This is a genomic window from Rahnella perminowiae (assembly GCF_019049695.1).
GTDB classification, from domain to species: Bacteria; Pseudomonadota; Gammaproteobacteria; order Enterobacterales; family Enterobacteriaceae; genus Rahnella; species Rahnella perminowiae.
Genome location: NZ_JAFMOT010000183.1, coordinates 108546 through 133284, shown reverse-complemented (window position 1 = coordinate 133284; position 24739 = coordinate 108546). Strand labels below are relative to the sequence as shown.

The window sequence follows — 24739 nt, the reverse complement described above, 5'->3', positions numbered from 1 at the left end:
CCAAAATCATTCGAGTTGCAGGTAGGCGGCAACTGAAGGAATCCCGATGAGCTGACTCAAGTCAGTGATTCGGGTGATTGAAGGAAGCCAACACCCCTGTAATTTGAAGGATGCAGGGCATTAGTACACATCACGCTGATAACGGCGATCAAGGCGCAATTCACTGAGATATTCGTCGGCCGTTTCCAAATCCATTTCGCCATATTGCGCAATGATTTCCAGTAATGCCTGCTCGACGTCCTTCGCCATACGGTTGGCATCGCCACAAACATACACATGCGCGCCTTCCTGCAACCATTGCCAGACTTCGGCTCCCTGCTCACGCAGTTTGTCCTGTACGTATACTTTTTCACCCTGATCGCGTGACCATGCCAGGGAGATATTCGTCAGCAGGCCGTCCTTGACGTAACGTTGCCATTCAACCTGATAGAGAAAATCATCGGTAAAGTGCGGGTTACCGAAGAATAACCAGTTTTTGCCGGTAGCTCCGTCGTTATCTCGCTGTTGAATGAAAGCGCGGAACGGCGCAATACCGGTGCCCGGCCCGATCATAATGACCGGCTTTTCAGGATCCGCCGGCAGGCGGAAGTTGTCGTTATGCTCGATGAAAACTTTCACTTCGCCGTCTTCTTCCAGGCGATCGGCCAGGAAACCTGAAGCGCCACCGGAGCGCGAACGCCCGTCGATTTCGTAACGCACCACCCCCACGGTAATATGCACTTCTGTTTCGGTTTCAGCCTGCGAGGAGGCAATCGAATACAGGCGCGGTGTCAGCGGACGCAGTAAATCCACCAGTTGCTGTGCATCCAGCTCCGTCGGTGCGCGGCGGATCATGTCTGCAAACGGTACGGTCTGTGCGTATTGCTGAAGCGCAGGTTTATCGGCCAGTAAACCGGTCAGATGTTCGTCGCGGCACAGCGCGGCGTATTTCTCAATAATCGGTGTCGTGTTCTGGGTCAGTTCAATGTGATGTTGCAGGGCCTGTGAAAGCGGCAGTTTTTTATCGTTCACCTCAACGATTTCATCGCCTTTCAGCCACAGCAGTTCAACGATTTCCTGCACCAGTTGCGGATCGTTTTCAAACCAGATCCCCAGCGCATCGCCCGGCTGGTAACGCAGACCGGAATCGCCGAGATCAATTTCCAGATGACGAACGTCTTTGTCAGAATCGCGGCCGGTAATTTTCTGATTAACGGAAAGTGTCGCGGTCAGCGGCGCTTCTTTCGTATAAGGGCTGCTGTCGACCTGATTCACACTGCCTGCCAGCGTCGGAGCCGCCTGCGCCGCAGTGTCAGCCGGTACGCGCTGTTTGAGCACATCGACAATACGTTTACGCCAGTTTTCGGCGGCTTCTTTATATTCAACGTCAGCATCAACGCGGTCTAACAGGCGTTCTGCCCCCAGTTCGCCCAGACGGGTATCGAAGTCTTTACCCGCCTGACAGAAGAATTCATAAGAGGTATCACCCAGCGCAAACACCGCAAAGGCGGTGTCTTTCATGTTTGGCGCTTTTTTGGATTGCAGGAATTTATGCAGCGCGACCGCTTCTTCCGCCTGCTCGCCTTCGCCCTGAGTAGAGGCCACAATCAGCAGCAGCTTTTCCTGGCCGATTTGTTTGAATTTATAGTCACCGGCATTCACCAGATTAACGTTAATTTTCGCGGCGATCAGGTCATCACGCAGTTGCTCGGCAACACGGCGGGCATTACCCGTTTGCGAGGCGGAAATCAGGGTTACCGACGCGGCAGTCTGTGCCGGAGAAGGCGCTGCAACCGCGCCCGGTTGCTGATTCACCCTGCCCCAGAAATATCCGGACAGCCAGGCCATCTGAGTCGGTGAGTAATCACCAATCGCCGATTGAAGGCGGGCCATTTGCTCGGGGGTCAGCGGGAGCAGTGAAGTTGGAGGAGCCTGAGTCGTCATCGCGGTACGAATTCCCTTATGCAAAAGCAAGTCATCAATCCGGCCCCCTGCGCCTTTTACAGTGTGTTTTCGCGCGGGAAAGACCTTTCAGAGGATGTAGGTTAACGAGGCGGATAATAACAATTAAAGAAGTGATGGAAATAATAAATAACCAAAATGACTAAGAGGATTTAGAGGTAAGGTCTATCTGAAAAAGTGGTAAGCGACGATTTTTATCATACTGAAATCGCTAAAAATTTTCTTCGCTGTTCTCAGGCTCTCTGCAAAGTGCCGGATACATAAAGAAAAACCCCGCCGGAGCGGGGTGATGAATTTTTTTCAGGATTGAAGACTTTTAAAGATGGAAAGCATTGTGCTGCTCAAACCACGCAAACTGACCTGCGGCAAATACCGACATTTTACTGCCGCTGTGACCGATGTCTGACAAATCCATAAAGTGCCAGTTAAACGGCGTGTTGTTCTGTTCAGCGCGTTGCTGGGACGTGGTGAAATAACTCTCGGCGCGTTCCAGCCGGTTAGTGCCTTGCGCCATCGCCTGCTTGGATTTACGCAGCAGATGATTCTCAGGATCATCGTCTTCAGCCCCGACGGCAATCAGCACCGGTTTGGCAAAATAATCATTAAGTTGCTGCTGACTGACCACTACCGGCGCTTCACGTAAACCGTAAGGCCAGCGCTGATCGGTATCCGGCAATGTCCACCAGCCCGCGGCGGCACAGACTGCAGCTTTGACATTCGGCTCAGGCAACAGCGTCAGCATACGGTGGACAAACTGGCAGCCCGCACTGTTACCAAACAAATAGTACTGTTTCTGGCGGGTGATGCCCTGTTTTTGCAGCGTCGTAAACAGATTATCGACAATACTGAACGCCCACTGCGATTTCGGCAGGCGACGATGCGTTTTGCTGTCCGTCAGGTTGCCCAGGTTATATCCCGCCGCACCGGGGAAATCCTGCTCGCTGAAATGTGGCACGATGACGCGCAAATGATATTGATCGGCGACGGTCATCCAGTCATTGCGATACGTGGCTGCATTACGGTCAACGCCGGTCATGACCATGACCACCGGCGTCGTCTCATCCGCACCGACCGGTTGATAGGTGAAAACGTCCAGCGGCTTTTTGCCCGGTGCCAGCGCGATATGCATCACCCCGGATCCTGGCGGGAAAATCAGAGGCGCTTTACTGACCGGAGTTTTGACAACCTGAGAGGTTTTCACCACCGGTTTAGCCGCAGCAGACGCGGGCTCCTGAGCAGGCACCGTGGTTTCTGCCCGTACACCGGCAGAGAACAACAGCGCCAGAACAGCGCAACGAAGCACAGTAATCATTCACTATCTCAACAGGTTAGTTTCTACTGGCTCACTGTAAGCCAGCAATGCGGGTAGAGTAAAGAGAGGAGAAGTCAGGATTTGGTGAAGAAAAGCGCAGTTAAGTCATGGCACGTAAGCGGGTATTCCGGTACTATGCCGCGTTTTTTCGAGCAACGAGACTGCCTTATGACCACCACATTGTTTAAAGATTTTCAGTTTGAAGCCGCCCACCATTTACCCCATGTGCCTGCCGGGCATAAGTGCGGAAGGCTACACGGCCACTCTTTCACCGTCCGTTTAGAAATCACCGGTGAAGTGGATCCGCATACTGGCTGGGTGATGGATTTCGCCGATCTGAAAGCTGCGTTTAATCCGACGCTGGATCGTCTCGATCACTATAATCTGAACGACATTCCGGGTTTAGAAAACCCGACCAGCGAAGTGCTGGCCGCGTGGATCTGGAACGAGATGAAACCTAAGCTGCCACTGCTCAGCGCCGTGCGCGTCAAAGAAACCTGCACAGCAGGCTGCGTTTATAAAGGCTAACGCAGGATACCCACAATCCTTCGTGCGATGTCCGCGCGGCAATTGAATGATTCCCCCGGCGCTGACAATCGTCAGTGACTGGGGTGAATGAAAGCAGCCAGCGCAGAGGTAGCGCGAAGGATGCTGGGTATCAGGCGATATTTAAATATTTGTGCGTTTGCATCGACAGTCGCCAGTTCCTAGCAATACAGGTTGCGATGCAAAGTTTGGTGGCGTCTTCTTTTTGACTGATCGGCTGCAAGGCAATAATACGCGCTTTGCTGTCAGTCAGTGTTTCAAGCAAGGCATCCAGTGCGTCGATATCACGCTGACGCGCCACCGGATGTTTCACTTCATCTGCACGTTTCAGTGCCTGCGGCAGAATGTCGTACCCCCCGCGCATATTCACTTTCGGCGAAACGGTCACCCAGGTATTCACTGAACAACGCACTTCATGCGTGCCACTGGTTTCAATCTGGCAACTGAAACCGTTTTTTTCCAGCAATGACGTCAGTCCGGTGAGATCATAAATGCATGGCTCGCCGCCGGTGATCACCACATGGCGGGCGGTGTAACCTTGCTGTGTGATAACCTCAATCAATTGTTCTGAGGTAGCATTACCCCAGGCATCACTTTCTTCGGTTTTGATCAGAATGCGCTGCATATCGACTTCCCGATCGGCAATTTTATCCCAGGTGTGTTTGGTGTCGCACCAGCTGCACCCTACAGGACAGCCTTGCAGGCGCACAAAAATCGCCGGCACACCGGTAAAATAGCCTTCCCCTTGCAGGGTTTCGAACATCTCATTAATCGGGTACTGCATCAGTTTCTCAGTCATCTCAAAAAAGTCAGCACACATTATCGCAGATCACAGGCGCTGCGCCAAACAGAGGGCGCAGCGGGAGTGTCTGTAAAAATGTTTATCGGCCCGGAGAGTGAATAGCGTCAGTAAAGCGTTGCGTGATCTGCTGCGGGCGGGTGATTGCCCCCCCGACCACAACAGCATGCGCGCCAAGTGCTAAACACCGTGCCGCCATTTCAGGTGTTTCCACGTTTCCCTCGGCAATGACCGGCGTCCTGCACCGCGCCAGCACTTGTCGCAGGAAGGCGAAGTCGTCATGCCAGAGTTTATGACCCTGTGTTTCCTGAGTATAGCCATGCAATGTTGTGCCGATACAATTAAAACCTAAAGCCTGCGCGTTCAGTGCTTCTTCTAAGGTTGAGATATCCGCCATAAGCAATAGCGCCGGGAACTCCTCACGAATACGATGCACCAGCGCCGCAAGTTGCATGTCCCCCGGGCGCTGACGGGTAGTGGCATCCATCGCGATCATATCCGGTGCAACGGCCATCAGCTCGCGCACTTCCGCCAGGGTGGCGGTAATGTAGACATCGCTTGCCGGATAATCACGCTTAATGATGCCGATAACCGGCAGCGGCACAGTAGCGCGAATGGCTTTCACATCCGCGGCACTGTTAGCCCGGATCCCCGCTGCGCCGCCCTGCAGAGCAGCCAGCGCCATGCGGCTCATAATAAAATCGCTGTGCAGCGGTTCGTCATCCAGCGCCTGACAGGACACGATCAACTGTCCCCTGACGGTCGTTAACATTGACTGATTCATACTCCCAACATCTCCTCAATTTCATTTTTAATAATCGTGACATGCGGCCCGTAGATGACCTGAATACCGTTCCCGCGCATCAGCACGGCACGCGCACCGCTGGCCTTCAGCATCTTTTCATCCACTTTAGCGGCCTGACGGACGCTAATGCGTAAACGCGTTGCACAACAATCCAGCTCCGCGATGTTGGACGCGCCGCCAAGTGCTTCAATAATGATCCCGGCGCGATCGGTCACGACGTTGTCCTGCTGAATTTCAGCCTCATCACGCCCCGGTGTTTTCAAGTTGAAGCGCCTGATGAGATAGCGGAAAGAGAAGTAGTAAAGGGCAAACCACGGCACGCCGACCAGCGGGACATACATCCAGTGAGTTTTGCTTTCCCCCTGTAAGACCCCGAACAGAATGAAATCGATAAAGCCACCGGAAAAAGTCTGTCCGATGGTGATCTGCAAAATGTGGGCAATCATAAATGCCAGACCATCGAACACCGCGTGCAGGACATACAGCATTGGTGCGACAAACAGGAACGAAAACTCGATAGGTTCGGTGATCCCGGTCAGGAATGAGGTCAGTGCCGCCGAAAGCAGCAGCCCGGCGACGCGCTTTTTATTCTCAGGCCGCGCCGTGTGATACATCGCCAGACAGGCACCCACCAGGCCAAACATCATGGTAATGAAGCGCCCGGACATAAACCGTGAGGTACCGATATAAAACTGCTGGGTATTGGGGTCTGCCAGCTGAGCAAAGAAGATCCGCTGCGTGCCTTCCACCAGATGTCCGTTGACCACTTCGGTGCCACCAAGTGCGGTGGTCCAGAAAGGCAGATAGAAAATATGATGCAGGCCGAACGGGCCAAGCATACGCAGCACAAAACCGTAAATGAAGGTGCCGAGGTAGCCCGTCGCATCCACCAGCCCGCCCATGCCAAAAATCACTTTCTGGAAGTGTGGCCAGATGAAGAACATTACCGATCCGACGACAATAGCCGCGACGGAACTGATGATCGGCACAAAGCGGGAACCGCCAAAAAAGCCGAGAAACTGCGGTAATTCGATTTTGTTATAGCGCTGATGCAACCACCACGTCACGAGCCCAATCACCACACCGCCAAACACGCCGGTTTCCAGCGTCTGGATACCGAGCGCCATCCCCTGCCCTGCCGCACTCAGATTGCTGGCCGCGAGTTGCCCCCTGAGGATCAAAATGGCGTTGATGGTCGCGTTCATCACCAGATACCCCAGCAGTGCGGACAAACCGGCAGTTCCTTTATCACTGCGGGCCAGTCCGACGGCGACACCGACGGCAAACAGCACAGCCAGATTGGCAAAGACTATCGATCCGGCACTGGCCATGACGGTGAAAATCGCCTGCAAGGCCGGGATATTCAAAAACGGATACGCCGTTAACGTATTGGGATTAGAAAGTGCCCCGCCAATCCCCAACAGCAATCCGGCAGCGGGCAAAATAGCGATAGGCAACATGAAAGACTTGCCAAACTTTTGGGCTCTTTCGAACCAGGCCCCGCCCCCTGAACCATTGAATATTGACATGAGATGACTCCGCGTTGCGTTGTTGTGATAATTATTTTCACCACACTATACAAATAAAATAATAATTACCACCTAATGTACCCGGTGATCAATACGGAATTCTTCTGGCGTTAACGGCGTCACATCAGCCAAACTAGTCAGGTCAATTATTCTGAGGAGAACACAGTGAGTCAGACCAAGGAAACAGGCACGCTGTTACTGCGCATGCGTCAGGGGCTGGAGAATTACAGCCCCACACTGCACAAGCTGGGCAGTTTTGTGCTGGAACAGCCGCAGCGCGTGCTTTACCTGACCATCACTGAACTGGCGCGGGAGAGTGATACCAGTGAAGCCAGTGTCACGCGGCTTTGCCGCCAGCTGGGTTGCAAAGGGTTTACTGAATTTAAGATGGGTCTCGCGCTTGAGACGCGCCAAACTCCGGCATTGCACCCGGCTGAAGGCAATGACGATATTCAGACACTTATCGAAGACAGCATCACCGCCCTGCGTGATACCGGAAAGCTGCTCGATCGTCAGGTGGTGGCGGGCGCCGCATCGCACATTCATCATGCACGCTCCGTGCAGGTGTATGGTGTTGCCGCCAGCGCTATCGTGGCCGACTATCTGGGTTACAAGCTGCTGCGCCTGGGCAAAGCGTCGCAATGTTTCGCCGATATGCACCGCGCTGCGATGAATGCGGTGAGTCTGGACGGTCAGGATGTTGTGGTGGTCATTTCCAGCTCAGGTTCAACGAAAGATGTCTTGCACGCCGCCGCGCTGGCGAAGCGTCAGGGCACCACGGTGATCGGCATCAGCAATACGCTGCACAGCCCGCTTTCCTCGCTGGCCGATATATTACTGGTGGCCGCCAAACCTGAAGGCCCGCTGACAGCGGGATTATTAACATCAAAAGTCGGCGGAATGTTGCTGGTGGAAATACTGATAAATCAGTTGCTAACCCTCTCCCCGGATTACCTGCAGGCCAGCGAACACAGTGCGAGTGCCACGCTTTCCTTATTGCTCTAAGCCAGCGATTTCCGCACTTTCCCCTGAATTACAGGCATAAAAAAACCCGCCGGAGCGGGTTTTAAGAAAGCGTTACAGGCGCAGTAATTACTGACCTTTCACTTCTTTCAGACCGTTGAACGGAGCAGGAGTACCCGCAGCCGCCAGCGCTTCTTCGATACGGATCAGCTGGTTGTATTTAGCAACACGGTCAGAACGGCTCATAGAACCGGTTTTGATCTGGCCTGCAGCAGTACCCACCGCGAGATCGGCGATGGTAGCATCTTCAGTTTCGCCTGAACGGTGAGAGATAACGGCAGTGTAGCCAGCGTCTTTCGCCATTTTGATCGCAGCCAGAGTTTCGGTCAGAGAACCGATCTGGTTGAATTTGATCAGGATGGAGTTAGCGATGCCTTTATCGATACCTTCTTTCAGGATCTTGGTGTTGGTTACGAACAAATCGTCGCCCACCAGCTGGATTTTGTCGCCCAGAACTTTAGTCTGGTAAGCGAAACCATCCCAGTCAGATTCGTCCAGACCGTCTTCGATAGACACGATTGGATACTGTTTGGTCAGCTCTTCCAGGAAGTGAGTGAATTCTTCAGAAGTGAAAGCTTTGTTGCCTTCGCCGGCCAGAACGTATTTACCGTCTTTGTAGAATTCAGATGCCGCACAGTCCATTGCCAGAGTCACGTCTTTACCCAGCTCGTAACCTGCTTGTTTTACCGCTTCAGCGATAACAGCCAGAGCTTCGGCGTTAGAACCCAGGTTTGGCGCATAGCCACCTTCGTCACCTACAGCAGTACCCATGCCTTTAGATTTCAGCACTTTAGCCAGAGTGTGGAACACTTCTGAACCCATGCGGATAGCTTCTTTCAGCGTTTTGGCGCCAACAGGCTGGATCATGAACTCTTGAATATCAACGTTGTTGTCAGCGTGTTCGCCGCCATTGATGATGTTCATCATAGGCAGTGGCATAGAATATTTGCCCGGAGTGCCGTTCAGTTCTGCAATGTGTGCGTACAGTGGCAGACCTTTAGAAGCAGCAGCAGCTTTAGCAGCAGCCAGGGAAACAGCCAGAATCGCGTTAGCACCGAACTTAGATTTGTTCTCGGTACCGTCCAGATCAATCATGATCTTGTCGATGTTAGCCTGGTCTTTAGCGTCTTTACCGGTTACAGCCTGAGCGATAGGACCGTTTACAGCAGCAACGGCTTTCAGTACGCCTTTGCCCAGGAAACGGGATTTGTCACCGTCACGCAGTTCCAGCGCTTCGCGGGAACCGGTAGAAGCACCAGATGGCGCAGCAGCCAGACCAACAAAACCGCCTTCCAGATGAACTTCAGCTTCTACGGTCGGGTTACCACGGGAGTCGATGATTTCACGACCGATGACTTTAACGATTTTGGACATTAGGATTTCCTCAGTACAAGTTAACTAAAGCTTCAGTTAAACGACGTGCCTGAGACACGTCGTTTCCCCGGTATTTTATTTTACCTGACGCTTCTGATACTCACCGGCAGCCTTCACAAAGCCTGCAAACAACGGATGACCATCACGCGGCGTTGACGTAAATTCTGGATGGAACTGGCAAGCGACAAACCATGGATGATTCGGCAGCTCAATGATTTCCACCAGTTGCTTATCGCCAGAGCGACCGGCTACGCGTAAACCTGCGGCTTCGATTTGTTTCAGCAGCATATTGTTCACTTCGTAACGGTGACGATGGCGTTCAACTATTGTCGGCTCGCCGTACATCTCACGAACCAGGCTACCGTCGTTCAGATGACATTGCTGCCCACCTACACGCATGGTACCGCCTAAATCACTGTCTTCGGAACGCACTTCAACGTTACCTTCTTCATCGCGCCATTCGGTGATGAGAGCAACCACCGGGAACTTACAGTCTGGCACAAATTCGGTAGAGTTGGCATTCTCCATACCCGCGACATTACGGGCGAATTCAATCAGTGCAACCTGCATACCCAGACAAATGCCCAGATAAGGAATGTTATTTTCACGTGCATAACGCGCTGTGGCTACTTTTCCTTCAACACCACGGTAACCAAAGCCACCCGGGATAAGGATAGCATCCAGACCTTTCAGCACTTCGACGCCACGGGTTTCGACATCTTGTGAATCAATAAGTTTGATATTCACGGTCAGTCGATTTTTCAGGCCGCCGTGTTTGAGCGCTTCAATCACAGATTTATACGCATCTGGCAGCTCAATGTACTTACCCACCATACCGATAGTGACTTCACCGCCCGGATTGGCCTCTTCGTAAACCACCTGTTCCCATTCGGACAAGTTGGCTTCCGGCGCATTGATGCTGAAACGTTTACAAATATAATCGTCCAGCCCCTGAGATTTCAAGAGCGCCGGTATTTTATAAATAGAATCAACATCTTTAAGAGAAATAACCGCTTTTTCCGGCACGTTACAGAACAACGCGATTTTTGCACGTTCGTTGGCAGGCACAGCGCGATCAGAGCGGCAGATCAACACGTCTGGCTGAATACCAATAGACAGCAATTCTTTTACTGAGTGCTGAGTCGGTTTGGTTTTCACTTCACCGGCAGCGGCCATGTAAGGCACCAGCGTCAGGTGCATATACAATGTGTGCTCACGGCCGACTTCAACCGCCATCTGACGAATCGCTTCCAGGAACGGCAGGGATTCGATATCACCGACAGTACCGCCAATTTCAACCAACACAACATCGTGGCCTTCGCCACCTTCAATGATACGTTCTTTGATGTTGTTGGTGATGTGCGGGATAACCTGAATGGTTGCGCCGAGATAATCGCCGCGGCGCTCTTTGCGCAGCACGTCAGAATAAATACGGCCCGTGGTGAAGTTGTTGCGGCGAGTCATCTTGGTACGAATGAAACGCTCGTAGTGACCCAGATCGAGATCGGTTTCAGCGCCATCTTCGGTAACAAAGACTTCGCCGTGTTGAGTTGGGCTCATCGTACCCGGATCCACGTTGATATACGGGTCCAGTTTCATGATGGTCACGTTGAGGCCACGGGCTTCGAGAATAGCCGCCAGAGAGGCTGCGGCAATGCCTTTACCCAGAGAGGATACGACCCCGCCGGTCACAAAAATATAATTAGTTGTCATGCTGAACCTGAGAGGTTAGGTTTAAAGATGATGGAGTAACCAAGACGGGAAAACAGTATACCGGAACCTTGTGTGCGCCACAAATAAACGTTTTGCTGTCCATCATCGTTTTCCTTACCGTCCGTTCACCAGGGTTAACCCTGCCGGCCCTGTTCTTTCATTCTTTCAAAAACAACCAGTTACCTTATTAAAAGTGCTGTGTTGCTCGCATGACATGCTAAAACATCTTAGATTTCAATTTGTTGGACTTTACTGCCGCAGATCAGCCGGTTAAGCCGTCCAGAGTACTGAGCTTAACCGTTTCAGCTTGTGCAGATATTGTTTCCGATCAAAGTCCCTTGTGGAACTCAGCCTTCCCGCTTTTTCACCTGTTGCCAGGCGGCTTCCATCTGTTCAAGCGTCGCCTCCTCCATGTTTAAGCCTTTTTCACGGATAATTTCCTCGACCTGCCTGAAACGGCGCTCAAACTTGCGGTTGGCCGCCTGCAATGCATCTTCCGCTTTATGACCTAAATGGCGTGAGAGATTAACGGTCGCAAACAGCAAATCCCCTATTTCCTCGCCGAGCTTTTCTTCATCAATCACCACCTGACGCGCTTCGAACATCACTTCATCGATTTCTTCGTACACTTTGTCGAGAACCGGTCCGAGCGTCGTCCAGTCGAAGCCGACATTCGAACAGCGCTTCTGGATTTTGTGCGCTTTCATCAGCGCAGGGAGGGCGGAAGGAATATCATCGAGCGCTGAATGCAGGGATTTCTCCGCCCGCTCCTGCGCCTTGCGCGCCTCCCATTTGACCAGTACGTCTTTGCTGCTGGCGTCTTTCGACCAGGCTGCTTCCTGCCCAAAAATTTGCGGATGACGGCGCTCTAATTTATCTGAAATGGCATTGCAGATATCGTCAAATTCAAACAACCCCTGTTCACTGCCCATCTGTGCGTAAAACACCACCTGAAACAGTAAATCGCCCAGTTCGTCGCGCACATCGTCGTAATCTTTGCGGGCAATGGCATCCAGCACTTCGTAGGTTTCTTCCAGCGTGTACGGGGCGATCGTCTCGAAAGTTTGCTCTTTATCCCATGGACAACCCGCTTGCGGGTCGCGCAGGGTTTTCATAATGGTGAGCAGGCGTTGCAAAGAAGATTCGGTCATAAGATCTGTCCGTTTTTAAAAGGTTGTCAGAAGCAAAAAAGAAAAGGCCCGTCGAACGGGCCTTAGAAGCAGGTAATCAACTGCCATGAAGTCGTTTGGCTTCAATCACATCCGGCAACTGGTTCAGTTTGGCAATCACACGCCCCAGAACCTGCGGGTTGTAGATCTCGATATCCATATCGATAGTTGCCAGTTGCTGACGGGTATCGCTGCGGCTGGCCACGCCGAGAACATTCACTTTTTCATTGGCCAGAATGGTGGTGATATCGCGCAGCAAACCGCTGCGGTCATTGGCGACGACACGCACGACCAGTGAATACCCGCTGGAATAGCTTTCGCCCCACACTGCATCAACCACGCGTTCCGGGGCATTTGAGCGTAAATCTTCCAGTTGATCACAATCGGCACGGTGGATTGAAATTCCGCGTCCCTGAGTAATGTAACCCACGATTTCGTCGCCCGGTATCGGCTGGCAGCAGCGCGCAATGTGGTGCATCAGATTGCCCACACCTTCAACCACCACGCGGCCATTGTCTTTGCTGCGGGTCGGTGGCGGCGTGGTTTTCTGCGTCAGCTGGCGCAGCGCTTCTTTGTCCAGTTCTTCCGCACTCGGCTTTTTCAGCTGCGATTGCAGGAAGTTCACCATCTGATTCAGGCGGATATCGCCGTTCCCGATCGCCGCCAACACTTCATCGAGCGAGTTAACGTTATAGCGTGGCAGCAGCAGTTTCTCGGCATCTTTGATGCTGATATCCAGCCGGTCCAGTTCGTCATCGAGGATTTGCTTACCGGCAATAATATTCTTATCGCGATCCTGTTTACGGAACCAGTTTTGAATTTTCGAACGTCCGCGGCTGGTCGTAACATAACCGAGGCTCGGATTCAGCCAGTCACGGCTTGGGTTCGCATGCTTCTGGGTGATGATTTCAATCTGATCGCCCATTTGCAACTGATAGGTAAACGGCACGATGCGGCCGCCAATTTTCGCCCCGATACACCGGTGACCGACATCGCTGTGGATGTGGTAGGCGAAGTCGAGCGGCGTGGAACCCATCGGCAGATCGATGACGTCGCCTTTTGGCGTAAACACGTACACACGGTCGTCGAAGACCTGGCTGCGCACTTCATCGAGCATTTCGCCCGAATCGGCCATCTCTTCCTGCCACGCAATCAGTTTACGCAGCCAGGCAATACGACCTTCGTAGCCCCCGCTGCGGCCACCGACGACGGCGGTGCCTTCTTTGTATTTCCAGTGCGCCGCGACGCCCAGTTCAGCATCTTCATGCATCTGACGGGTGCGGATCTGCACTTCCAGCGTTTTCCCGCGCGGCCCTAACACCACGGTATGAATCGACTGATAACCGTTCGGTTTCGGGTTGGCGACGTAATCGTCGAACTCATCCGGCAGATGGCGGAAATGGGTGTGTACAATGCCTAACGCGGCATAGCAATCCTGTAAGCGCTCCACCACGATACGCACGGCGCGCACGTCGAAGAGTTCGTCAAAGGACAGGGATTTTTTCTGCATCTTGCGCCAGATGCTATAGATATGCTTGGGGCGTCCGTAAACATCGACTTTAATGCCCTCTTCGGCCATCGCGTTTTTAACGGTCGACACAAAATCGTCGATATACTGCTCACGATCAATACGACGCTCGTGCAGCAGTTTGGCAATACGCTTGTATTCGTCAGGGTGCAGATAACGGAAGCAAAAGTCTTCCAGCTCCCACTTTAGCTGACCGATACCCAGACGGTTGGCCAGGGGCGCATAAATATTGGTACATTCTTTGGCCGCCAGTACGCGCTCTTCTTCCGGTGCATCTTTCACTTCGCGCAGATGGGCGATACGCTCAGCCAGTTTCAGCACCACGCAGCGGAAATCTTCCACCATCGCCAGCAGCATGCGGCGGACATTATCCACCTGCTCGGAGGCCATAGAGTCGTTTTGCGTGGCTTTCAGCTGGCGGATGGCGTCCATGTCACGTACGCCGTGTACCAGATCAGTAATGCCCTTGCCGAACTGTTGAGTCAGAGTATCTTCGTCGATGATGCCGTCATCAACCAGCGGGAACAGAAGCGCCGCGCGCATACTGTCGTTATCCATACTGAGGGTCGAGAGGATTTCAACCATCTCCAGACCGCGCCACAGCAGCAACGAGGCGTCAGGATGGCCCTGTGTTTGTTGCTCGCAGTAGCGCCAGGTTTCGGCTAAACGCTCACATGATTGCTGGCTGGACAGTCCTAAACTGCTGATCCAGTCGTCGAGCGCGAACTCGCCAGCCGTATTCAGATGTGCACTTCTTACCGCAACCATACCCTCTCCCTACGTTTCTGACACAACACCTGTGTCAGACGGGTTGATAAACAGAGCCATCGATTCAAGATGCCCGGTGTGCGGGAACATATCCAGCATACGCACCTGAGCCAAGCGATAACCCGCCTCCAACAAAATTTTACTGTCCCGCGCCAATGTTGTGGGATTGCATGACACATACACCACACGCGCCGGGGCAAGCTTAACGATATGCGTCATGACGCCAGCAGCGCCACCACGGGCAGGATCCAGCAAGATTTTATTGAAACCTTGTGCCGCCCAGGGTTGTTTACTGACATCATCTTCCAGATTCTCATGAAAGAAGGACGCATTAAGTAATCCATTATTCCGGGCATTATCTTGCCCATTCGCCACCAGTGTAGCAACACCTTCGACGCCGACAACCTGCTTAGCTCTTTTTGCCAGCGGAAGGGTGAAATTCCCCATCCCGCAGAACAAATCCAGCACGCGATCTTCCGGCGTCAGTTCCAGCCACGCCAGGGCCTGCGCCACCATTTGCTGGTTAACGGCGTCATTTACCTGAATAAAATCGCGCGGGCCAAATTTCAGATCCAGACCCTCAATCTGATAATAAGGTGTCTCCCCGCACAAAAGCTCCAGCCTCTCACTGTCAGGGGCCAGAAAAATCGTTAACTGATGTTGCACCGCAAACGTCGTCAGGCGCGCGCGATCGGCCTCACTGAGCGGATCAAGATGACGCAGCATCAGCAGCGGGCCGTTATCCGCCAGCACCATTTCCAGATGTCCGAGACGCTTCGCCGCCGATAATGACGACAAACATGCCTGCACCGGTACCAGCAGTTGCTCCAGTTCAGGCCGCAGCACCGGACAACGGGTCACCGCCACCAGATCGTTTGAGCCTTCCTGACGAAACCCCATTATCAGCGTGCCATTTGCCGGACCCGCTTTACGCCCGGGCTTAACGCCCGCGATTTGCAATCCGAGACGCGCACGGCGGCGATAACCGTATTGCGGGCCCGCAATCACCGGTTGCGGTTGTGCCTCAATACCGGTTTCCCGTGAAATCAGACGTAATAACGCCGCCGATTTACTGCGCTGTTGCAGCGCTTCGCTGGCATGCTGTTGCTGACATCCGCCACAGGTAGCATAGTGCGGACACACCGGTTTTACCCGATCATCGCTGGTGGTCAGCAAACGCTTCAGCTTACCTTTGGCGTACTTACTTTTATCTTCTGTTAAAGTGACGTCTGCCTGTTCACCGGGCAGTAAGCCACTGACAAATACGGCTTTGCCATTGTGGCGCGCCACACCTTGTCCGAAAGCATCAAGGTCGGTAGCGGTCACAGTTATCGTTTGCCGGGTCGTCACACGACGGTTCGGAGAGTAGAATTGAGCCATTATTGTCGATTACACGCTGGTTTATTAAGCTTACTTTAGCTAATTCTCCCACATTGGAACCTCATGACCAAATATAGCCTTCGCGCACGGATGATGATCCTGATCCTGGCACCGACCTTAATGATCGGTTTGCTGCTCAGCACCTTCTTCGTGGTGCACCGCTACAACGAGTTGCAAAACCAGCTGACAGAAGCCGGAGCCAGCATTATCGAGCCTCTGGCAGTCGCAAGCGAATATGGCATGACGTTCCGGGAACGCGAACCGGTCAAACGGCTGATCAGCCGTCTGCACCGCAATCACTCTGATATTGTGCGCAGCATCAGCGTGTTTGATGGTGAGAACAAGCTGTTTGCCAGTTCGACCAGCCAGCATGACGGCAGTCCGTTGCAGGTAAAACGCGTCGAAGACATTCCCCGTGAGCTGACGAAAACCCGCTCAGGCGATGTACTGATCCTGCGCACGCCTATTCAGGCCGAAAATCATACAGAAGCCGATGATGAGACGTTCAGCGCCTCGCCGGACAATCGTCTGGGTTACATTGCTATTGAACTGGATTTACGTTCGGTAAAACTGGCGCAATATCAGGAAGCGTTCGTTTCCACCATGCTGTTGTTGCTGTGTCTGGGTATCGCCACGCTGTTCGCTTACCGCCTGATGCGCGACGTGACAGGGCCGATCCGTAATATGGTGAATACCGTTGACCGTATCCGCCGCGGGCAACTCGACAGCCGCGTGGAAGGCAACATGCCGGGCGAACTGAGTATGCTGAAAAACGGCATTAACTCGATGGCGATGTCACTGACGGCCTATCATGAAGAAGTACAACAGAATATCGATCAGGCTACGTCAGACCTGCGCGAAACGCTGGAGCAGATGGAAATACAGAACGTCGAGTTGGATCTGGCGAAGAAACGCGCACAGGAAGCGGCGCGTATCAAATCTGAATTCCTGGCGAACATGTCCCACGAGTTGCGTACACCGCTTAATGGCGTGATCGGTTTTACCCGCCAGACACTGAAAACACCGCTTTCGCCAACACAGGCAGACTATCTGCAAACCATTGAGCGTTCCGCGAATCATCTGCTAACCATCATTAATGACGTGCTGGATTTCTCCAAGCTGGAAGCCGGCAAACTGGTGCTGGAACATATTCCGTTCTCGCTGCGTGAAATGCTCGATGAAGTGGTTATTTTGCTGGCGCATACCGCGCATGATAAAGGTCTGGAACTGACGCTGAACGTCCACAACAACGTGCCGGAAAACGTGCTGGGCGATCCGATGCGCATGCAGCAAGTTGTGACTAACTTGCTGGGAAATGCCATTAAATTTACCGAAACCGGCAACATCGACATTAATGTCGAACTGCGTTCGCAGAACAATTTGCAGGTGGAACTGGAAGTGCAAATCCACGACACCGGCATCGGGATTTCCGAACGTCAGCAGTCACAACTGTTCCAGGCTTTCCGTCAGGCAGATGCCAGCATTTCGCGCCGGCATGGCGGCACCGGATTAGGGCTGGTGATCACCCAGCGTCTGGTGAAAGAAATGGGCGGAGACATCAGTTTCTATAGCCAGATAAACCGCGGTTCGACCTTCTGGTTCCACGTGACACTTGAGCTGAATGAAAACCGTCATATCACGCCGGTCTCCATGAGTCATCTTGAAGGCAAACGTCTGGCCTATGTTGAAGCCAACCCGGCGGCGGCGAAAGCCACGATGGAAATCCTGCAGGCCACCCCCCTGGACGTTACGCATCGCACCACGCTGACTGCGCTCCCTGATCCGTGGTATGACATCATGTTGTGCAGCATTCCGGTCAAACAGGATCAGGTTCCCGCAGACTACGACGGTAAATTACAGAAAGTGCTGGGCATGACACAGCATCTTCTGCTGGCGTTGCCGAGTCAGTTCCAGGTGAATGCCGAAGAATTGAAAAGACGTGGCGTTCAGGCCTGTCTGATTAAACCGATGTCGAGCATCCGCCTGCTGCCGTTGTTGCTGCACCAACAGCAGCCTTCCGTCAGGGTGATCGGCAATGATGAAGACAAGACCTCGCGCCTGCCGCTGACCGCCATGGCGGTGGATGACAATCCGGCAAACCTTAAACTGATTGGCGCCTTGCTGGAAGAACTGGTGGAAACCACCGTGCTTTGCCACAGTGGTGAAGAAGCCATCGAGGTTGCCCGTCATACCGATCTCGACATTATTCTGATGGATATTCAGATGCCGGATATCGACGGCATCCGTGCCAGCGAAATCATCCACCAGATGGCAAGACATACCAACACACCGGTCGTGGCAGTCACTGCGCACTCGCTGAGCGGCGAACGTGAACAGTTACTGAAACTGGGCATGGACGATTATCTGTCTAAACCCATTGATGAAAGCATGCTGAAAAATGTCCTGTCACGCCACCATCAGCATCAGACACAACTGGATTCACCGTTACAGGCCAGCGAGTCACTCGCGCCGATCAGCACGCTCGACTGGCAACTGGCGCTGAGTCAGTCAGCCAATAAAGTTGCGCTGGCTCAGGATTTGTTGCAAATGTTGGTGGAATTCCTGCCCCAGGTGGCAGAACGGGTGGAAGCTGTCACCCGCGGCGAACCGGACAACGATATTCTGGCGCTGATCCATAAGCTTCATGGCAGTTGCAGCTACAGCGGTGTGCCGCGCCTTAAGCAACTGTGTTTCTACATTGAACAACAGCTGCGTCAGGGTGTCAGCGTGGAAATACTCGAACCGGAATGGTTTGAATTGCTTGATGAAATTGACAACGTCAAGCGTGCGGCAGTGGCCTATTTACCCCGGTAGCAATACGACAGTAACAAGATTAACGCCCGGCCCGGGCGTTTTTACAGACTGTCAGATGATGTTCCTCAGAACCAGGTCGTTACCGCGCCCGTGACATCCCACTGTTCGTTCACCAGCAGCAGATGACGCCATTTGTCAAAAGTCAGGCACGGATGGCAGATATCAAACACCAGCATATCGCCGACTTTCAAATCTGCCCCTTCCGGGATCGACATAAACGCATGCTGATCCATCATCGCGAACACTTTCCAGTCGTCAGGTGCCGGCACTACCGTGGTGTATCCTGCCTGCGTGGCACTGCGCGGACGAAAATGTCCGGCGGCTTTCGGGTATCCGGCGTCATAACCGGCATCACGTTTGCCGAGCGCGATAATCGCCCTGCCCGGTTCCGGCAAAGACTGCACGGCCGCCCAGACCTGCAACGCCGGCTGTAAGCTGCTGTTCATTTCACGCGCGACAGGATTGCTGGTTTGCATGCGTTCCAGCGCGGCCTGATACGCGCCAACATCGTGCGTCACATAACAGCCTGAGCGAAGAATAATATCCAGCGTATAGCGTTTTTCAGCATCCAGATGCGTTTCTTTTCGTGTCAGTTCCTCCGCCACCACATCAAACCAGGCAGAACCTGCGCCGGTTAAAATAACCCGTGGCTCGGCAAATTCTCCGGCCTTTGCCAGCGCTTCGGTGCGCGCCATCACGTGACGCAGGAAGCCGCGGATCACCGCTTCATCATTGCTCACGCCTTCATAAAGCTCGACGCCCACCAGCGCCAGCGATTGCGGCCAGCGTTTTACCGCCGCCAGCACGTCGGCTTCCTGCTGTTCTGTCCGGATACCGGTACGCCCGCCCGCGATACCGTATTCAAACATCACCCGCAGTTTCAATTGCCTGCTGGAGAAGTAATGCCCGAGCGCGTCGGCATTTTCGGCCGAATCCACAATACAGGTAAAATCAAAGGCAGTGTCTGCACACATCAGACCGGCGATTATCGCCATGTTGCCTTTCCCCACCAGCTGATTCGCCATAATGATTTTACGCACGCCGTGAGCAAACGCCGCGCTGACCTGGGGAGGTGTCGCCAGCGTGATACCCCAAGCGCCGAATTCCAGCTGCATCTGATACAGTTCAGGGCTCATGGTCGTTTTGCCATGAGGTGCCAGTTTCAACTGATAGCGCTGGATAAACTCACGCATCCAGGCAAGGTTGTGTTCGATTCGTTCTTCGAGCAGTACGGCCACCGGCAGGCTGACATCTTCACGCAGGATATTCCAGCCCTGTTCACGGATATCGCCCATACGTGCACCGGCGCGCAACGGCCCCAGACCTTTCGTGTGTGTATTAACCGGCTGCTGTGAAAAATCAGTCTCTGACATACGTGTTTTCTCATTGGCGAATGTCTTTAAAACCTAACGTAAAACTGCTGCAAATAAAATACAAAAACCGGCGCAGGCGGAGCCTGAACACCGGTTTTTTATCCTGACAGCTGTCGGTTAAAGCTTTTGCGATAGCTTAACCGTCGCGGCAATATTTCGTGCAGATTTACGCAGGTTGTCTGCGGCGTTTTTCAGGGCATCATCAAGCGTACAAATGCTGTAGAGCACGCTGAAAACAGCATCCAGCCCATGGTCATAAACAATATCAACATCTTTTGTCAGACTGCCGGCGATGCCAATCACCGGTTTATTGTAACGTTTAGCCACCCGCGCCACACCGATCGGCACTTTGCCGTTGATGCTCTGGCTGTCAATCCGCCCTTCGCCGGTGATCACCAGCGTGGCGTCTTTCACCAGTTCATCCAGCCCCAGCGCGTCGGTAACAATCTCAATACCCTGGCGCAGCTCAGCATGACAGAACCCGTAAAGTGCAGCACCCATGCCTCCGGCCGCACCGGCTCCGGGAACATACTCAACGTCAATACCCAGATCTTGTTTGATCACCCGGGCGTAATGGTGCAGATAGCCGTCAAGCTGTTGGATCATCTCCGGTGTCGCGCCTTTTTGCGGCCCGAAGATGGCAGAAGCGCCATCCTTACCGGTCAGCGGATTCGTGACGTCACAGGCCACTTCGAAGCGGCATGTTTTAATTCTCGGATCCAGCCCGCTGATATCAATGCGATGCAGTTTTTCCAGCTCGCCGCCGCCCTGGCCAATCGGCTTGCCCTCTTTGGTCAGCAGCTTCGCGCCCAGTGCCTGCATCATGCCTGCTCCGCCATCGTTAGTGGCGCTGCCGCCAATCCCGATAATGCAGTGTTTTACGCCGTGGCCAAGGGCAGAATGGATCAGTTCACCTGTGCCGTACGACGTGGTTTTCAGCGGATTGCGTTGCGCAGGGGGAACACTTTCCAGCCCGCTGGCCGCCGCCATCTCGATGAAAGCGATTTTCTCATCACCTGAAAGCCCGAAGAATGCTTCCAGCGGCGTGCCCAGTGGTCCGGTCACATTCACCTTCACCACCCGTCCGCCGGTGGCTGCAACCATCGCTTCCACCGTGCCTTCGCCGCCATCGGCAACCGGTAACTTGACGTACTCCGCGTCGGGAAAAATTTCACGGAACCCGCTCTCAATGGCTTTTGCCACATCCAAAGCTGACAAACTTTCTTTGTATGAATCCGGTGCGATCACTATTTTCATAAAGTCATTACCTTCATAAACTGCGTGCGCCGATGTGGGAAAGCGCCCTGTCAGTTTTGCATCCTGCCTGAAGGGTCGCGCGCCACCGTGTTCATTAGCGCCGCGCGTCCGCCGCAGACTAACGGGTAACTTCAACCTTCGCTAAGGTTTCATAATAGCGCGCAATGGCGCTATGGTCAGATTGCCCGTGACCATCCGCTTTCAGAGCCTGCATCATTTCCATGACCAGCGAGGTCAGAGGCAGTTGTGCGCCGACGCTGTGGGAGGTATCAAGTGCGTTTGCTAAGTCTTTGATGTGTAAATCAATACGGAAGCCCGGTTTGAAGTTGCGATCCATCACCATCGGCGCTTTCGCTTCCAGCACGGTACTGCCCGCCAGACCACCACGGATAGCCTGGAAAACCAGATCCGGATCGACGCCCGCTTTGGTTGCCAGCACCAGCGCTTCTGACATCGCAGCAATGTTCAGCGCCACGATCACCTGGTTCGCCAGTTTGGTCACGTTGCCCGCACCGATATCCCCGGTATGCACAACGGAACCGGCCATAGACTTCATGATTTCATAGCATTTATCGAACACCGCTTTGTCGCCGCCGACCATTACGGACAGCGTACCGTCGATGGCTTTAGGTTCTCCGCCTGAGACCGGAGCATCCAGCATCGCGATGTGTTTGGCGGCCAGTGCTTCACTGATTTCACGGCTTGCCAGCGGGGCGATTGAACTCATGTCGATGAGAATGCTACCCGGACGCACACCCTCAATCAGACCGTTTTCACCCAGCGCCACTTCCCTCACCTGCGGTGAGTTTGGCAACATGGTGATAATCACATCGGAAACGGCGGCAACCGCTTTTGGCGTGTCGGCGGCAGTTGCGCCGAGTTTTACGATTTCACTTACGTTATCCAGATTGCGGTCCATGACGACCAGCTCATAACCTGCTTTCAGCAGATTTTTGCTCATAGGCTTGCCCATGATGCCTAAACCGATAAAGCCAATTTTCATTCGGGTATCCTCTTTATAATGATGTATTGAGAGCAGATCACTGGGTGAAGCGATCGCACAGCGCCTGTGTACCTGCGCGGAAAACGCCTAAATCACTGCCGACCGCCACAAAGGTCGCGCCCCATTCCAGATAACGGCGGGCATCGGCTTCAACCGGAGCCAGAATACCGCTGGGTTTGCCATGCGCTTTTGCACGCGCAAAAATGTGACGGATAGCGGCCTGCACGTCCGGGTGCCCGGCGTTGCCAAGATGTCCCATGCCGGCGGCCAGATCACTCGGGCCGACGAAAATGCCGTCGATGCCATCAACAGCAGCAATGGCATCCAGATTGTCGACGCCTTGCTGGCTTTCGATTTGCACCATCACCGCAATGTTGTCATTGATGCGGGTGAAGTAATCCGGCACGGTGCCGAACATATTGCTGCGGTGTGAAACGGAAACGCCACGGATCCCGGCGGGCGGATAACGGGTTGATGCTACGGCCAGTTCTGCCTGTTCCTGTGTTTCTACAAACGGGATCAGAAAATTATAAAAACCGATGTCCAGCAGGCGTTTAATCACCACCGGATCATTAAATTGCGGACGGACCACCGGTGCGCTGCGGCTGCCTTTCAGCGCCATCAGCTGCGGCACAAAAGTACCGACATCGTTGGGTGCATGCTCACCATCAAGCAACAGCCAGTCAAAACCCGCCACACCCAGCACCTCGGTTGAAATCGGGCTGGATAATGCTGACCAACATCCAATCAGGGTTTTCCCTTGCAACAAATCCTGACGAAACTGATTTGGAATCATTTGATTACTCATATCTGATATCTGACCTCATCAAAGGGGCAGAGCCGGATATCCGGAATGCCCCGCATCACAATTTACTGTTTCTTAAGTTCCAGCCGTTTGATATCGCCGACCACCAGCAGATAGCAAAGCATTGCCATCAGTGCTGAACAGCCCACAAAAATTAATGCCATATTGAAAGAGTGCAGACCTTTCACGATGTAGCCGATCACCAGCGGCGTCACGATAGAGGCGACATTACCGAATACGTTGAAAATGCCGCCGCACAAGCCGATGACTTCTTTCGGTGCGGTATCGGCAATCACCGGCCAGCCGAGCGCCCCGAAGCCTTTACCGAAGAAGGCCAGCGCCATCAGGGTAACGACCAGCGCATTATTGTCGGTGTAATTGCACAAGATGATGCTGGTGGCTAATAACATGCCCAGTACGATAGGAATTTTACGGGCCACGGTCAGCGAGTAACCACGTCTGATCAGAAAATCCGAGAACACACCACCCAGCACACCGCCCGCAAAACCACACAGCGCAGGGATGGCGGCAATCATCCCGACTTTAAGAATAGACATACCCTTTTCCTGAACCAGATAAATCGGGAACCAGGTCAGGAAGAACCACGTAATGCTGTTAATGAAGTACTGACCGAAGAAGATCCCGAGCATCATGCGGCTGCTCAGCATCTGACGGACGTAACTCCATTTCGGACCACTTTGCGCGCTGCCGGTTTTCTTGTGGTCGATGTCCACCACCGCACCGCCGTCTTTCAGATACTCCAGCTCGCTTTTAGAAATATGCGGATGTTCCGGCGGGTTGTGAATGAATGTGATCCACACCAGTGTCAGCACAAAACCAATCACACCCATGACGATGAAAACATGTTCCCAGCCCCAGGCGTAGGTCAGCCAGCCCAGCAACGGTGAGAACAGTGCCAGGGAGAAATACTGGGCGGAGTTAAAAATTGCGGAAGCCGTGCCGCGTTCAGTGGTCGGAAACCAGGCTGCCACGATACGGGCATTTGCCGGAAAAGACGGCGCTTCTGAAAAGCCGAGCATGAAGCGCAGCATGAACAGTGTCAGTGCACCGTAAGCCAGCGGAAACCAGCCCACAAACCCCTGCAACAGGGTGAACAGCGACCAGAAGAACAAACTGTAGGTATACACTCTTTTGGAGCCAAATCTGTCCAGCAGCCAGCCGCCGGGTAATTGCATAATCAGGTAAGCCCAGCCGAATGCTGCAAAGATTTGTCCCATGTCGGCAGCATCCAGACCCAGCTCACGCGCGACCTCAGTACCCGCGATAGAAAGCGTTGCGCGGTCAGCGTAATTGACCGCCGTGATTAAAAAGATAATCAGCAAAATATAGTAACGTATGTGCGTACGTACCTTACTTTGCACGACTGTCCTGGACTGAGATTCAATGTTCATGGTGACCCTCATTATCATAATGCGAAAAATTTCAGGGAAATTACCGTTATCGAAATAACGTTTTGCATTCACCTGTGGTTATTCGCCGTACAGTTTCTTCATTCGAAACAGGCAACAAACGTTTTATTTATGATCGCCTGACATTTACCTGTATTACTTTCAACATCACCTTCAGAGGGCCAATACAG

General features: G+C 53.2%; 18 protein-coding genes. 3 read left to right on the top strand and 15 right to left on the bottom strand.

The annotated features are described in order from the left end of the window. Positions 1–120: 120 nt before the first annotated feature. Complete coding sequence (cysJ, locus tag J1781_RS17865; protein WP_217233971.1) at positions 121–1923, bottom strand: NADPH-dependent assimilatory sulfite reductase flavoprotein subunit; 1803 nt, start codon at positions 1921–1923, stop codon at positions 121–123. Between the two features lie 334 nt (positions 1924–2257). After that, positions 2258–3253 carry a hypothetical protein gene (locus tag J1781_RS17860; RefSeq protein ID WP_129991596.1) on the bottom strand — a complete coding sequence of 332 codons (996 nt, stop codon included), beginning with the start codon at positions 3251–3253 and terminating at the stop codon, positions 2258–2260. Positions 3254–3421: 168 nt separating this feature from the next. Between J1781_RS17860 and queD the strand changes: the two genes are divergently transcribed. Continuing rightward, on the top strand, positions 3422–3781 hold the full coding sequence (gene queD / locus J1781_RS17855) for a 6-carboxytetrahydropterin synthase QueD (RefSeq protein WP_113877448.1): 360 nt from the start codon (positions 3422–3424) through the stop codon (positions 3779–3781). A gap of 130 nt (positions 3782–3911) precedes the next feature. Here the strand turns inward: queD and queE are convergent, their stop codons facing one another. From queE to J1781_RS17840, 3 genes are all read right to left on the bottom strand, one after another. Continuing rightward, positions 3912–4583 (bottom strand): 7-carboxy-7-deazaguanine synthase QueE, encoded by a 672-nt coding sequence (queE, locus tag J1781_RS17850; protein WP_217233984.1) that lies wholly within the window; start codon positions 4581–4583, stop codon positions 3912–3914. Between the two features lie 97 nt (positions 4584–4680). Next, positions 4681–5370 (bottom strand): N-acetylmannosamine-6-phosphate 2-epimerase, encoded by a 690-nt coding sequence (locus J1781_RS17845; protein ID WP_217233983.1) that lies wholly within the window; start codon positions 5368–5370, stop codon positions 4681–4683. 8 nt (positions 5371–5378) lie between these two features. Beyond that, positions 5379–6932 (bottom strand): PTS transporter subunit EIIC, encoded by a 1554-nt coding sequence (locus J1781_RS17840; RefSeq protein WP_217233970.1) that lies wholly within the window; start codon positions 6930–6932, stop codon positions 5379–5381. Between the two features lie 204 nt (positions 6933–7136). On the opposite strand from J1781_RS17840, the gene J1781_RS17835 reads away from it, so the two are divergent. Continuing rightward, entirely contained in the window at positions 7137–7937 is an 801-nt protein-coding gene (locus tag J1781_RS17835) for a MurR/RpiR family transcriptional regulator (protein ID WP_205951610.1), read from the top strand. An 87-nt stretch (positions 7938–8024) separates the two neighbouring features. On the opposite strand, the gene eno is transcribed toward J1781_RS17835, so the two are convergent. The 5 genes from eno to rlmD form a co-directional block, all read right to left on the bottom strand. After that, entirely contained in the window at positions 8025–9329 is a 1305-nt protein-coding gene (gene eno, locus J1781_RS17830; RefSeq protein WP_129954567.1) for a phosphopyruvate hydratase, read from the bottom strand. A gap of 75 nt (positions 9330–9404) precedes the next feature. Further along, positions 9405–11042 (bottom strand): glutamine hydrolyzing CTP synthase, encoded by a 1638-nt coding sequence (gene pyrG / locus J1781_RS17825; RefSeq protein ID WP_013573994.1) that lies wholly within the window; start codon positions 11040–11042, stop codon positions 9405–9407. Between the two features lie 347 nt (positions 11043–11389). Beyond that, entirely contained in the window at positions 11390–12193 is an 804-nt protein-coding gene (mazG, locus tag J1781_RS17820) for a nucleoside triphosphate pyrophosphohydrolase (protein WP_129954565.1), read from the bottom strand. Positions 12194–12269: 76 nt separating this feature from the next. Further along, positions 12270–14507 (bottom strand): GTP diphosphokinase, encoded by a 2238-nt coding sequence (gene relA / locus J1781_RS17815; RefSeq protein WP_129954563.1) that lies wholly within the window; start codon positions 14505–14507, stop codon positions 12270–12272. A gap of 9 nt (positions 14508–14516) precedes the next feature. Then, on the bottom strand, positions 14517–15887 hold the full coding sequence (gene rlmD, locus J1781_RS17810) for a 23S rRNA (uracil(1939)-C(5))-methyltransferase RlmD (RefSeq protein ID WP_217233969.1): 1371 nt from the start codon (positions 15885–15887) through the stop codon (positions 14517–14519). 63 nt (positions 15888–15950) lie between these two features. Here rlmD and barA point away from each other — a divergent pair, with 63 nt between their 5' ends. After that, on the top strand, positions 15951–18701 hold the full coding sequence (gene barA, locus J1781_RS17805; RefSeq protein WP_217221037.1) for a two-component sensor histidine kinase BarA: 2751 nt from the start codon (positions 15951–15953) through the stop codon (positions 18699–18701). Positions 18702–18766: 65 nt separating this feature from the next. Here barA and J1781_RS17800 read toward each other — a convergent pair whose 3' ends face one another. The 5 genes from J1781_RS17800 to J1781_RS17780 form a co-directional block, all read right to left on the bottom strand. Beyond that, on the bottom strand, positions 18767–20074 hold the full coding sequence (locus J1781_RS17800) for an amino acid deaminase (protein WP_217233968.1): 1308 nt from the start codon (positions 20072–20074) through the stop codon (positions 18767–18769). A gap of 117 nt (positions 20075–20191) precedes the next feature. Continuing rightward, positions 20192–21331, bottom strand: a complete 1140-nt coding sequence (locus J1781_RS17795) for a glycerate kinase (protein WP_129954555.1) — start codon at positions 21329–21331, stop codon at positions 20192–20194. A gap of 118 nt (positions 21332–21449) precedes the next feature. Then, positions 21450–22361, bottom strand: a complete 912-nt coding sequence (gene garR, locus J1781_RS17790; RefSeq protein WP_255466764.1) for a 2-hydroxy-3-oxopropionate reductase — start codon at positions 22359–22361, stop codon at positions 21450–21452. Positions 22362–22371: 10 nt separating this feature from the next. Next, the gene (garL, locus tag J1781_RS17785; RefSeq protein WP_129954551.1) at positions 22372–23142 is read right to left on the bottom strand and encodes a 2-dehydro-3-deoxyglucarate aldolase; all 771 of its coding nucleotides are present in this window, start codon (positions 23140–23142) and stop codon (positions 22372–22374) included. Positions 23143–23204: 62 nt separating this feature from the next. Beyond that, the gene (locus tag J1781_RS17780) at positions 23205–24551 is read right to left on the bottom strand and encodes an MFS transporter (RefSeq protein ID WP_217233967.1); all 1347 of its coding nucleotides are present in this window, start codon (positions 24549–24551) and stop codon (positions 23205–23207) included. Positions 24552–24739 lie beyond the last annotated feature (188 nt).